Genomic DNA, 12,736 nt, shown 5'->3' with positions numbered 1-12,736 from the left:
TTGGTATGTCCGTATTGTACCCATCATGCACGTGCCGAACGGCGCTCACTGAACGTCGTCGTTTCTCACCATGACGTTCGGATGGATAATGCACAGATGCTGGGTGATTTCGGCATGAAAATGCGCATTGTCCGTCCGTGAGACAGTTTGACCCGGCACAACTGTCTCATTGGGCGAAAATAAGTGAGACAGTTTGACCCGGCACAACTGTCTCATTGGGGCGGGGGGAGCGGGCGCAATCTGTCCCGTGCAGAAGCGGCATCGAACAAGGCTTGGACAAACCGTGACGCCCGCACAACGCGAACAGGCGTGCGCTGCCGTGCGCTAGAATCGGAGGCTGCGAAACACAGAACGGGGGAGCACATGTCCGATTCGTCTATCGTCATCCGCGGCGCCCGCGAACATAATCTCAAGAACGTCGATGTCGAGATTCCGCGCGACAAGCTCGTCGTGATCACGGGGCTTTCGGGTTCGGGCAAATCGAGCCTCGCATTCGACACCATCTATGCCGAGGGCCAACGCCGCTACGTGGAGAGCCTTTCCAGTTACGCGCGCCAGTTCCTGGGACAGATGGACAAGCCGGACCTCGATTCCATCGATGGCCTGAGCCCGGCCGTGTCCATCGATCAGAAGACCACCTCCAAGAATCCGCGCTCCACGGTGGGCACAGTCACGGAAATCTACGATTACCTCCGCCTACTCTTCGCACGCATCGGTACGCCGCACTGCCCCGAATGCGGCCGCGAGATCGAGCGCCAGACCACCGACCAGGTAGCAGACAAGATTCTGGAACAGGGCATGGGGCGGCGCGCCTTCATGCTCGCGCCCGTGGTGACCGACCGCAAGGGCGAGTTCGCCAAGCTCCTCGAAGACCTGCGCGGCGAAGGCTTCTCGCGCGTGCGCATCGACGGCGAGGTCCGCTCCCTCGACGACCCCATCGAACTCGATAAGAAGTTCCGGCACACCATCGAAGTCGTGGTCGACCGCATCGTGATCCGCGAGGGGAGCACGGGGCGCATTGCCGAGGCTGTCGAGCAGGCTACGGCGCTCGCCCACGGCCGCGTGGGGGTCTACCTGCTGCCCGATCGCGACGCTCCGGAAGGCACGGAGGGCGAGCTCCTTATGTACTCCCTTGCGCTCGCGTGCCCGGAACATGGGCATTCCATCGACGACCTGCAGCCGCGCGATTTCTCGTTCAACGCCCCCTATGGCGCTTGTCCCGAGTGCGACGGTCTCGGTTTCAAAAAGGTCGTGGACGCCGAGGCGCTCATCGAGGATCCGAACCTTTCCATCGAGGAGGGGGTGTTCGGAAGCTTCTTCGGCAAGTCGAACTATTACCCTCAGATCTTCCGCGCGCTCGCCAAGCACCTCAAGGTCGATCCCTCCACGCCTTGGCGCGACCTGCCGAAGCGCGTGCAGAAGGTGTTCCTCGACGGCCTGGGCGACAAGAAGATGCGCGTGGACTATCACACGCAGGACGGACGCGACACGCATTGGTTCACCAAGTATTCCGGTGTGCGCAACATCCTCTACGAGCGCTATGTCGAGACCACGAACGAGAACACCAAGGCGCGGCTCGAGCGCTACATCCGCGAGGAGCCCTGCTCGGCCTGCCACGGTGCGCGCCTGCGCCCCGAGATGCTCGCCGTCACGGTGGGCGGCAAGTCGATCTTTGATGTCTGCTGCCTCTCGTGTCGCGAGTCGCTCGCGTTCTTCGAAGGGCTCGAGCTCACCGAGCGCCAGCAGTTCATCGGCGGGCGCATCGTGAAGGAAATTCTCGAGCGCCTGCGCTTCCTGGTGGACGTGGGCCTCGATTACCTCACGCTTGACCGCGCTTCCGCCACGCTCTCCGGCGGCGAGGCGCAGCGCATCCGCCTTGCCACGCAGATCGGCGCCGGCCTCATGGGCGTCCTGTACATTCTGGATGAGCCCTCGATCGGCTTGCATCAACGAGATAACGAGCGGCTCATCGGAACGCTTGAGCGCCTTCGCGACCTAGGCAACACCGTCATCGTGGTCGAGCACGACGAGGACACCATCCGTGCTGCGGATTTCGTGATCGATATGGGCCCCGGGGCGGGAGAGCACGGTGGCGAGGTCGTGTGCGCGGGTACCCCGGAGGAGATCATGGCTTGCCCCCGCTCGCTCACCGGCGCCTACCTTACGGGCCGGAGCATGATTCGCCTGCCGGAGCAGCGGCGCAAGCCAAAGCGCGGCTGCCTTAAGATCACCGGGGCGAGCGCCAACAACCTCAAGAACGTGACGGCGAAGATCGAGTTTGGCACCTTCACCGTGGTGACGGGCGTTTCGGGCTCGGGCAAGAGCTCGCTTGTTACCGATACGCTGGCACCGGCGCTCACCAACGCCATCCATCATTCCACGCGCCTCGTGGGTCCGTACAAGAAGCTCGAGGGCCTCGACCAGATCGACAAGGTCATCGATATCGACCAATCGCCCATCGGGCGCACGCCGCGCTCCAACCCTGCCACCTATATTGGCCTCTGGGACGACTTGCGGGCGCTCTTCGCGAGCGTTCCGGAGTCTAAGGCGCGCGGCTACAGCCCCGGGCGCTTCAGCTTCAACGTGCCGGGAGGCCGCTGCGAGGCCTGCAAGGGCGACGGCCAGATCAAGATCGAGATGCACTTCCTGCCGGACATCTACGTGCCCTGCGAAGTCTGCGGGGGCAAGCGCTATAACCGCGAGACGCTCGAGGTGACCTACCGCGGCAAGTCCATCTCGGACGTGCTTGACATGAGCGTGACCGAAGCGCTCGCGTTCTTCGGGAACATTCCGCAGATCAAGCGAAAGCTGCAGACGCTCTACGATGTGGGCTTGGGCTACGTGCGCTTGGGGCAGCCCGCAACGACGCTCTCCGGCGGCGAGGCACAGCGCGTGAAGCTCGCCAAGGAGTTGCATCGCCGTCAGACGGGCAAGACGTTCTACATCTTGGATGAGCCCACCACGGGCCTGCATTTCGAGGACGTGCGGCAGCTTGTAGACGTGTTGCAGCGGCTCGTGGACGCGGGCAACACGGTGCTCGTGATCGAGCACAACCTCGACGTGATCAAGGTGGCCGACCGCATTATCGACCTCGGCCCCGAGGGCGGTTCGGGCGGCGGCACCATCGTGGTGAGCGGCACGCCCGAGCAGGTGGCCGCCTGCCCCGAGAGCTATACCGGGCGCTTCCTCGCTCCCATCTTGGAGCGCGACCGCGCGCGCCAGATGCAATAGCTGCCATGGGCGCAGGGGAGCTTACGTAGGGGCGCTTACGCAGGGGAGGGTCGATGGCCAAGCGCGAGAAGCTGCAGAAGACGAACGCGATGCGCGAGCTGGAGCGTGCCGGTATCGCGTTCGACGTGCGCACGTACGAGGTCGATGAGAACGACCTTTCCGGCGTGCACGTGGCTGAGCAGTTGGGCGAGGAGCCGGGCCAGGGCTTCAAGACGCTCGTGTGCGAGACGGCGTCGGGCGGACACGCGGTCTGCTGCATTCCCGTGGCGGAAGAGCTCGACCTCAAGGCGGCGGCACGCGCGCTCGGTGAGAAGTCGCTCGTCATGATGCACGTGCGCGACCTCGTTCCGGTGACCGGCTATATGCGCGGCGGCTGTTCGCCCGTGGGCATGAAGAAGCGGTTTCCCACGGTCATCGACGAGACCTGCGAGCTGTGGGATCAGATTTTCATTTCGGGCGGGCGGCGCGGCATCCAGCTCGTGATCGCGCCTACTGACCTCGTGAGCTTCGTCGGAGCGACGGTGGCGGCCATCACGCGGTAGGGCGCGGCGAGCGCGCTCGCGGCCACCGCGCCGTGCTGTTGCACGGAGCTTGCGCTACCTCCGCCCCGTGAGGCGCCTGAGCGCCCGCTTGCCGCTGTCCACGAGCTCGACCGCAGTGGGGTTTCCGAGCACCGTGCCTGCGACAACAACCGCAATCAGCGCGGGAACACCGGCGATCACGCAGTTGACGACCGAGCGCATGGCTCCGATTGCGGGGTTGAACCCGCCAACCAGCCAGAGCAGCGCACCGCCGACGATGGCTCCTGCGATACCCCCGATCAATGCCTGCAACTGCCCCTTGACGATGCCGCGCAGGCCGATGCGGCCCAGGCGCTTGCGCATGACGACGAACGTGACGATGACCAGCGTTCCCTGGTAAGCGAGGCTGGAGAGCGCGACGGCGGGCAGCCCGAAGATCGGCGTGAACACCACGCAGATGAGCGCTTGCCCCACGCTGCCCAGCACGGCGGAGACGGCGAAATAGCTCATGCGCCCCATCGAGCTCGATGCTTTCTGCAGGTAGCCGGCGAGCCCCCAGAACGTGAGGGTCGGCGCGCACCACGAAAGGTAGTTCGCGGTCATGAGAATGTCGTCCGTGGTCATCGAGCCCGCAAGCACACATGAGAGCGGGATGGAGAACACAATGAGCAACAGGGTGCACGGGATGAGGTAGAAGCTGATGGAGTTGGTGCCGTCTGCGAGGTCGCGCCGGAACGAGTCGAGGTCGCCGGTGGCGTAGCTTTCCGTGAGCTCGGTGTAGAGCGCGGTGGAAAGCGGCGTCGAAAAGACCGAGTACGGAAGCGCGTACCACACCTGCGCATAGTACATGATGGACGAGGCCGCAGCCGAGATGGACAGCGCGTAGCTCGTCTGAATCGACGATGTGATGAACGTGGTGATGGTGACGGCGAGCATGGGAACGCCGATGGAAAGGGTGTCCTTGAGGCGAGGGTCGCGGAGGTCCACCTTGAAGCGGAAGCGAACGCCGCGGCGGAGCGCCGGCACAATCTGGACGCCGACCTGGAACACCACGCCGAGCACGTTGCCGATTGCGAGAACGATGAGCCCGAGCTCTTGGTTCACCGGCATAAGGACCGTGTAGATGCCGAAGGACGCGGCCACGATGATGTTGTTCAGCGTGGGAGCGAAGTTGCTCCAGAAATACTCTCGGTCAGCGTTGTTGATGCCGGTGAAGATGCCCGAAAGCGGGTAGAGCAGGAACTCGACGGCGAAGATGCGGAAGAACCATACTGCGAGGTCGGCATCGAAGTCGCTGGTCGCGTTGAACGATTGCAGCCATACGAGCTGCGGGGCGAAGATGATGGAAAGCGCGACGATCACGGCGAGCGCGAGCCCGACGATGCTCAGGAGGTTGGAGACGTAGTCGTTGCCGCTCTCTTGCCCGCCGCGCTTGCGTGCCTGGACGTAGACGGGCATGAACCCGGTGACGATCAGGCCGCCGGCAACAAGGCCGTACAGCTGTGTGAGCAGGTTGTTCGAAAGCGTGTAGCAGCTCGAGATGATGGTCGCGCCCACGGCGAACGCCTGCGCCCACGTGCGCAGGAAGCCCGTCAGGCGGGAGAGAATCACGAGCACGCTCATCATGCGCGTGCTGCGCCCGATATCCGACCGAGAGGCGGTCGTCGTGGCCGAGTTCGCGGGTTCTGCTTGGGCGCTCCGCATATGCTTGGGCTGGTGGGCGCTCGCGTTCGAGGTGGCGTTGTTTGAATGCTTCATGCCGATCCTTTGCGCAGGTCGCTGGGGGAGGGCTCAGCGACGGCGTTTCAAGCTAAGCCGCCATTCTAGCACGCACGCGGCGCGTCGATGGCATCTCCAGATTTGCGCGCGGGCTTCGCGGCTCTCGGCTGGGTATTCTGTGTAGGCGCGGCCAGGTGCGAGAGCAAAGTTATACTTGCAAGCTGTTGCTTGCGTTCAAAACACTTCGGAGGCGGTTTATGCCCAGCTCAACCACGTTTTCGCCCATCGAGCGGCGTGACGACTTCATCCCGGTCATCGTTGGCGGCGATCTTGGTGCCTATGCGGTTGGTCGAGAGTTCTATGAGGCGTTCGGCGTTCGGTCCTACTGCATCGCCCCCGCGCCGATCAGCGCCATCTCGCGCTCCACGATCTTCGACGTTGTTCCGCTGCGCAAGATGGATGCCGAGCACATCCGCGAGACGATCTGCGACCTTGCTCGCACGGCGGGCGGCAAGCGCCTGTTCGTGACGAGCAATATGGATATGCATGTCGAGAACATCGCGCGCATCCGCGACAGCCTGCCGCAGGGCGTCGTCGTGCTCGCTGCTCCGCTCGATGCGATACACGCCGTTGATACCAAGGAGTCGTTCGCGCGTCTCGCGGCAGAGCACGGCGTTCGTCTGCCCAAGACGGTGAACGTCTCGCTCGCCGGCGACGCGCCCATCGAGCCCTGGCCCGACGCCTTCCCTGTCATCGTCAAGGCCTCCTCGTCCGTTGAATATGTGCCGGCGCGGCGCAAGGGGTTCGACAAGGTCTATTTACTCCAATCCCAGCCCGAGGTCGACGACCTGTTCCGGCGTCTGCGCGAGGTAGGCTTCTCGGGCACCATGCTTATGCAGCAGCCGGTCTTTGGCGACGACACCTTCAAGCGCTCGCTCACCGTCTACATCGATCGGCGTGGCGAGCTCGTGCTCGATACGGGCGCGCAGGTGCTGCTCGAGGACCACAGGCCCGACATGATCGGCAACCCCGTGACCATGGTCACGCGCGATCTCTCCGCGTTCTCGCGGGGAGCGGTCGAGCTGCTGCGTTCGGTGGGCTGGCATGGGCCGGCGAACTTCGACCTCAAGGTAGACGAGCGCACGGGCGAGCTTTTCGTCTTCGAGTGCAACCCGCGCTTGGGGAGGAACTCGTATTACGTATCTGCTTCGGCGGTGAACCCCATGTGGCTTGGTGTGAAGGACCTGCTCGACGAGGAGGACCTGCCGCTCTTCACGCACCGCGAGACGGCGCTCTACTCCGTGGTGCCCCTGCGTCTCGCACTGCGCTATCTTTCGGGCGATCTTGCCAGCGAGGCGCGCTCCCTGATTCGCGCCGGTAGGGCAGTGAATCCCACGAAGGCGCCCTTCGAACACGACCTGCGCCGCAACCTTACGGAGACGGCCATCGGCCTCAACTACTATCGCAAGTTCGCGAAGTACTACCCCCGCATCAACGCGACGGGTATCTAGTGGCTGGGTCCGTGCTCCAGCGTGACGGGCGTCTAGAGGAAGAGCTCGTGCTTGGGTGGGCGGACGGCGCCGTGCGAATTGGAGAACGGCTCCGTACGAAAGAGATCGCGGCGCCGTGAGCGAATCGGCGGCCGTTCCGCGCGAATCTTGCCGCGCGCATCTTAAGCAGTGTGCCCATCGTTTGAAGCTTGGGCGCGGTGGTGGCGTGTGCGGCGCATGGTTGGTATAGTGAACAGGTCTTGCGATTGAGAGGACTGATGATATGCAGCTCAAACGTGCCAGAATCGCTGTAACGCTGTTCGCCTCCGCGTCGCTCGCACTGAGCGGCGTGCCGGCTACTGCCTTTGCGGACGATCCAGCGGACCTTCAGTCGAAGGTCAACGACGCGTACAGCACGCTTATGACATATTCCAACGAGCTCGAGGCGGCAAATAACGAGCTCTACCAGCTCCAGTCCGACCTTGAGTCGGTGCAGGCCGAGATTCAGCAGACCGAGGCTGATATCGAGGAGAAGCAGCAGGAGCTTGAGCAGGGCCAGGCCGAGCTTTCGCAGCGCCTTGCCGAGACCTACAAGCAGAACAGCTCCAACAGCACGCTTTCCGTGGTGCTCGGCGCTTCCGATTTCGAGGAACTGCTTTCTCGCGTCTACTATGCGAATAGCATGGCCAACCGCGATGCCGAGCTCATCGATCAGGTGAAGCAGACGCAGCAGGAGCTCGAGCAGAAGAAGAGCGACCTTGCGACGCAGGAGCAAGAGCAGCAGCAGCTGGTGAGCGATCAGCAGCAGAAGACCGAGGATATCCAGTCGAAGGTTTCCGAGCAGCAGTCGTATTACAACAGCCTTGATAGCGAGCTCCAGACCGCTCTGGCCGAGGAGGCGGCGCGTGCCGCTGCCGAGCAGGCTGCAGCCGAGGAGGCCGCCAACAACAACCAGGGTGGCGGCAGCGATAACGGCAATTCGAATAACGACAACGGCGGATCTGACGACGACGGGGGCTCCAACGACAACGGCGGCGGCTCCAACAACGGAGGGTCCAATAACAACGGCGGCTCCAGCAACAACGGTGGATCCAGCGGCGGTGGCGGCTCGAACAACAACACCGATTCCGGCAATGCCCCGTCAAGCGTCGTAGATATCGCTCTGGCGCAGGTTGGCAAGCCGTATGTCTTCAGCACCGAGGGCCCCGACACGTTCGATTGCTCCGGCCTGGTGCAGTACAGCTACAAGCAGGTCGGCATCTCGCTTCCGCGTTCCTCCCAGGCTCAGTGCAATCTCGTGAAAAATAAGGGCCATCTGGTCACGAATACTTCCTACCTCTCGCCTGGCGACCTCGTGTTCTGGGGTTATGGCGGCAGCAGCTCAAGCATCTACCACGTCGGCATCTATATCGGGGGCGGCCGCTACGTGCATGCATCGTCGCCCGGCGTTGGTGTCATCAGGAGCAGCCTCAGCTCGAATTCCCGCAACTTCGTTGGTGGCGGCTCGCCGGTGTAATGGATCCTTAGTCGGCTTTCTTCGTTCCGATTGTCGATGAGGCCCCGTGGCACATGCGCTGCGGGGCCTCGTTTCATATCGAGGGGTGGGTGCGCAGGAACGGCGCGCTCAAACGGGTGAATGCGGGACGGACGCCACGCGCGCCGCTGTGCGCGCCGGTATTCCGGCGGCTGTGCACCGACGCGCGTGGTAGATGCGCGGCCCGCACCCGTGCTGGCGCGCCTGTCGCCCACCTTGCGAGCGACGGCTCTAAGAGCGGCGCACGTGCCGGCGGACGATCTCGACGGCCTCGGGCAGGCGCTCGATGTCGATATCGGTGGGAAGCCCGACGATGCCGCCGTAGCGGGCGCGAAACTCCCGGTAGCTCTGATCGTCCTCTGACATGCCGTAGGCGGAGAGGTCGAGCGCGCCCGGGTAGAAGGGCACGCGGTACCAGTCGACGCAGTACAGATGGTTGCCCCGCAGGTCCGCGATGAGGGGGTCCGCCGCGGCCTCGCTGGGGAGGATGATGGGGAAGCGGATGAGCGCCTGGTCGCGCGCCGCACCGCGCGCCGCACCGGGGATCTCGATGCCGCCCAGCCCCTCGAGGGCCTCGAGGTAGCCCTGCGTCCAGCGGATCCTGTTCGCTTCGTCGGCGTCGAGCGTGGGGAAGGCGGTGAGGATCTTCTGGGCGATGTCCTCGCTCGGCAGGTACCCGGGATAGGGAAGCCGGCCTTCGCGCTCCGTCTCGGCGACCGGCAGCTCGAGGAGGCCTGCCGCGGCGAGGCCGGCCCGGGCCGGCCTGCTGATGGGGCGCGGCAGATGCGCGAGCACGCGGTTCTGCAGGCGGTAGCGGTGCGCGGCGGCGGCGATCCGGGACGGGAGCGGCTGCAGCGCGTCGAACGCGTCCTCGAGCGCGCGGTGCAGCCCGGCGTCCTCGAGTGCGGGGTTAACCCAGATTGCGCCGCCGAAGCCCACGCCCAGCTGCTTCTCGATGCCGATCGAATGGATGGAGATGTCGGCGAGCGGCGCGCCGGAGGCATCGCGCGCCATGCGGGCCAGGCAATGGGCGCTGTCCTCCACGTAGAGCGCCCCGGCCGCGTGGGCCTTCTCGGCGCACCGCGCGCTTTTCTGCGCGTCGATCATGCCGTAGGAATGCTGGTCGATCACGGCGCGGACGTTCGCCCCGACCTCCAGCGCCTCCGCGTCGACGGTGAGCGTCGCGGGGTCGATGGCGGCGTAGGTAGGCCTGAGCCCCGCCGACGTGATGGAGTCGACGGCGGTGCAGCCGGTGAAGAGCGTGGTGACGACCGCGCCGTCGCCGCGCTGCTCGCGGAGGGTGCGGAACACCTCGCGCATGCCGTAGCGCGCCTTGAACACGAGGTGCCAATCGCGGGCACGCGTGCCCGTCCGCTCGGCAAACGCCTCGCGCAGGCCCTTGAGGGCGTTCGCGGTCTCTTGGTGCTGCGGCATTCCGTCGTCCTTTCATCGAAGGTTTTCTGAGGCGGCGCTTGCGCGGCGGTGCGCCTACCCGCGCCGGACACGCTAGAACGAGGTGTCCGTGGCCTCGGGGTAGTACCGTGCGAACTTCCTGATCTGGTTCTTCTCGGTCAGCTCGACGTCGAGCATGCGGCGCACGCCGCGGTCGGGCGCGTAGCGCTGGGGGTCGAAGACGCGCTTGCGCCGGATGAGGTCGTTGACCTCGGAAAGCAGGGCCTCATCGCGCACGTAGCGGCGCAGGAGCGACAGCGGGACGAGCGTGTAGAGGGCGGGGTCGCTCGCGACGCGCACCTCGTCGTCTGCCTCGTCGATCGAGTCGCGCACGAGGACCTCCATGGGGTTAACGCCGCCTGCGACGTTGTAGTACGAATTCCTGCCCATGCGGGGGTTGCAATCAAGGAAGACCTCGCGTCCGGTCGCGGGGTCGCGCTTCACGTCGAAGTTCGCGAAGCCGCGGTAGCCCGCGCTGGCGAGGAGCTCGGCCGCGCGCTTCCAGAGCTCCTGCTTCTCGCGGATGAGCATGGCGACGGGGTTGCCGAGCATGGCAGGCGCGTGGTCCTCCAGGAGCACCTGGGCGGCGCCGAGCAGGCGCGGCCTGCCGTCGCGGCCGATGTAGAGCGTGAGGGAGTCCATGTAGGTGTCGTCGCCGCCGATGAGCTCCTGTACGAGGAAGTCGCCGTCGAAGCCCGCCGCCCGCAGGCCCCTCCAGAGCTCGTCGAGCTCCGCCTGGGCCGTGATGTAGTAGACCTTCTTGAAGCCTTTGAGCAGCGTGCCGTAGTACCCGGCCGAGACCGCGGGCTTCGCCACGACGGGGAAGGGAATCTCCGAGGGGGCGATGGGGCCCGTTCCGGAGAGGCGGACGACTTCGGTGCGCGGCGCCTCGAGGCCGTGCTCGCGGCAGAGCCGAGCAAAGGTGCCCTTGTCGCAGACGGCGTCGAACGCCGTGCGCGGCGGGATGGTGCAGGAGACGTACGCGGGCAGGTCGTCGTGCATGCCCTCGAGCGTGTCGATGAGCGGGTCGGTGTTGGCGACGAGCACGATGCGCCGCTCCGGGTAGCGCTCATGCACCTCCGCGAGGCCCTGCAGGAGCGGGCGCTCGGCGTAGGCGTCGATATGGTGGAGCTCAGCGATCTTCGAATGGGTGATGGCCCCGATGAAGCCGGTTCCCATGGCGATGCTCTTGATGCCGTAGGCTTCGTGGAATTCGCGGATGAGCGCGTACGACCCGATGTCCCCTCCGAGGACGACTGGGACGAAGTCGGTGCGCGCGGGCGTGGTGGAAGAGGGCATAGAATCTCCGGGATAGGTTGCGGATGGTGCCGGGCGCGACGGCTGAGCGTCGAGCCCTTCGGTCGCCTGCGATTATAGACTACTGGTGAGGGGGGCGCAGGGGTCGCCCGAATCCTCCAGAGGCCGCCGACGCAACCGCTCGATGAGGCCTGTGTCCTGAGGTCCAAATCCCTTGGGTGCAGCCTCCTGCCCGCTTGGTGCAGATATGAAAAAACCACCCGAAGGCGGTCACGAGAAGCGATGGAGCCGATGGCAGGAGTCGAACACTGCATCCCCGGAAAACAAGACCGGTACTCTAACGTTGAGCTACACCGGCAGGTGCAGAGCACATTATACCAATGTGTCGTATTAGTGCAAGGGCGCTGGCGAGATATGCGGGCATGATAGAGTATGCAGTTGAAATCGAGAAAAGGTTGGAGCTCATGGTCGAATATCGCGAGGTCACCGACGCTGGTGCATGGAACCGTCTCATCAACGAGCATGCCGGTCACCCCATGCAGGCATGGGGATGGGGCGAGCTCAAGGAGCACACGGGCTCGTGGAGGGCGCGGCGCATCGTGGTCGAGCGCGACGGCGCCTTCGCCGGCGCATGCCAGGTGCTCGTTCGCAAGCTCCCCTGGCCGTTCGGCCATATCTGCTACGCCCCGCGCGGCCCCGTGGCGGACCGGACGGCCGATGTCCCCCGGGTCGCGGACGACGTCGCGGCGTGGTGCAAGGCGAACCTCTCGGCCGTCTCCCTCAAGATCGACCCGGCCGTCCCGGAGGGCTCCGTCGCGCTGAGCAGCGCATGGCTCCCCTCCGAGAAGATCTCGCTGCCCCGTACGGCGGCCATCGACCTGGCGCCCAGCGAGGACGAGATCATGGCGGGCCTCCATTCGAAGAAGGCGCGGCAGTACATCCGCAAGGCGGGCCGTTCGGGCGTGACCGTGCGCAGCGCCACGGCAGACGACCTCGACGCGATCATGGACATCTACCACCACACCGCGGAGAGCGATGATTTCGCGCTCCACACCGATGAGTACTACCGCACCGCGTTCACCGCGTGCTCGGATGTCAACCAGGTCTTTCTCGCGGAGTTCGAGGGGCGGCCGCTCGCGTTCCTGTGGAACATCACCACGTCGGGCACGGCGTTCGAGCTGTGGGGCGGCGTGACCGAGGAGGGCAAGCGCCTGCGGGCGAACTACCTGCTCAAATGGCATGCCATGTGCGCCGCTAAGGAGGCGGGGGCCGCGCTCTACGATCTGAACGGCCTGCTCGAGGGCGGTGTGAGCAACTTCAAGCTGCTGTTCGCCGGCGAGCCCACGGTGTGGATCGGCACGTTCGACCGCCCGCTCTCGCCGCTCTACCACGTGTGGGACGCCGCGCTCAAGCTCTACCGCCGTCTCTTCAAATAGCGCTGTGCCGTCGATGCGATCAGATTCCGGCGCCCCGTCGGCGCCCGAGGGCGCGTCGGGCGCCGCGCGGAAGACGGGTGGCGCGCGCCCCGCGGC

Annotated in this window: 8 protein-coding genes and 1 tRNA gene; 5 read left to right on the top strand and 4 right to left on the bottom strand. The window is 65.0% G+C overall.

The window, feature by feature from the left end; genetic code table 11:
- Positions 1–363 precede the first annotated feature (363 nt).
- Positions 364–3,231, top strand: a complete 2,868-nt coding sequence (gene uvrA / locus HGEM_RS06645; RefSeq protein ID WP_019128646.1) for an excinuclease ABC subunit UvrA — start codon at positions 364–366, stop codon at positions 3,229–3,231.
- 53 nt (positions 3,232–3,284) lie between these two features.
- Positions 3,285–3,773, top strand: a complete 489-nt coding sequence (gene ybaK / locus HGEM_RS06640) for a Cys-tRNA(Pro) deacylase (protein ID WP_019128645.1) — start codon at positions 3,285–3,287, stop codon at positions 3,771–3,773.
- Positions 3,774–3,827: 54 nt separating this feature from the next.
- Here ybaK and murJ read toward each other — a convergent pair whose 3' ends face one another.
- Positions 3,828–5,510 (bottom strand): murein biosynthesis integral membrane protein MurJ, encoded by a 1,683-nt coding sequence (gene murJ, locus HGEM_RS06635; RefSeq protein WP_019128644.1) that lies wholly within the window; start codon positions 5,508–5,510, stop codon positions 3,828–3,830.
- 218 nt (positions 5,511–5,728) lie between these two features.
- Here murJ and HGEM_RS06630 point away from each other — a divergent pair, with 218 nt between their 5' ends.
- Positions 5,729–6,982 carry a carboxylate--amine ligase gene (locus tag HGEM_RS06630; protein ID WP_019128643.1) on the top strand — a complete coding sequence of 418 codons (1,254 nt, stop codon included), beginning with the start codon at positions 5,729–5,731 and terminating at the stop codon, positions 6,980–6,982.
- 262 nt (positions 6,983–7,244) lie between these two features.
- Positions 7,245–8,477, top strand: coding sequence for a C40 family peptidase (locus HGEM_RS06625; protein WP_019128642.1), 1,233 nt, complete (start codon positions 7,245–7,247; stop codon positions 8,475–8,477).
- 249 nt (positions 8,478–8,726) lie between these two features.
- Here the strand turns inward: HGEM_RS06625 and HGEM_RS06620 are convergent, their stop codons facing one another.
- From HGEM_RS06620 to HGEM_RS06610, 3 genes are all read right to left on the bottom strand, one after another.
- Complete coding sequence (locus HGEM_RS06620; protein WP_019128641.1) at positions 8,727–9,929, bottom strand: DegT/DnrJ/EryC1/StrS family aminotransferase; 1,203 nt, start codon at positions 9,927–9,929, stop codon at positions 8,727–8,729.
- Positions 9,930–10,001: 72 nt separating this feature from the next.
- The gene (locus tag HGEM_RS06615) at positions 10,002–11,246 is read right to left on the bottom strand and encodes a carboxylate--amine ligase (protein WP_019128640.1); all 1,245 of its coding nucleotides are present in this window, start codon (positions 11,244–11,246) and stop codon (positions 10,002–10,004) included.
- 241 nt (positions 11,247–11,487) lie between these two features.
- Positions 11,488–11,562, bottom strand: a tRNA-Thr gene (locus HGEM_RS06610).
- A 106-nt stretch (positions 11,563–11,668) separates the two neighbouring features.
- On the opposite strand from HGEM_RS06610, the gene HGEM_RS06605 reads away from it, so the two are divergent.
- The gene (locus HGEM_RS06605) at positions 11,669–12,640 is read left to right on the top strand and encodes a lipid II:glycine glycyltransferase FemX (protein WP_019128639.1); all 972 of its coding nucleotides are present in this window, start codon (positions 11,669–11,671) and stop codon (positions 12,638–12,640) included.
- Positions 12,641–12,736 lie beyond the last annotated feature (96 nt).

It is taken from the genome of Enorma massiliensis phI, from assembly GCF_000311845.1.
In the GTDB taxonomy this organism is placed as follows: domain Bacteria; phylum Actinomycetota; class Coriobacteriia; order Coriobacteriales; family Coriobacteriaceae; genus Enorma; species Enorma massiliensis.
Note: the sequence above shows the minus strand (reverse complement) of the source record. Positions and strands in the feature narration are given on the sequence as shown.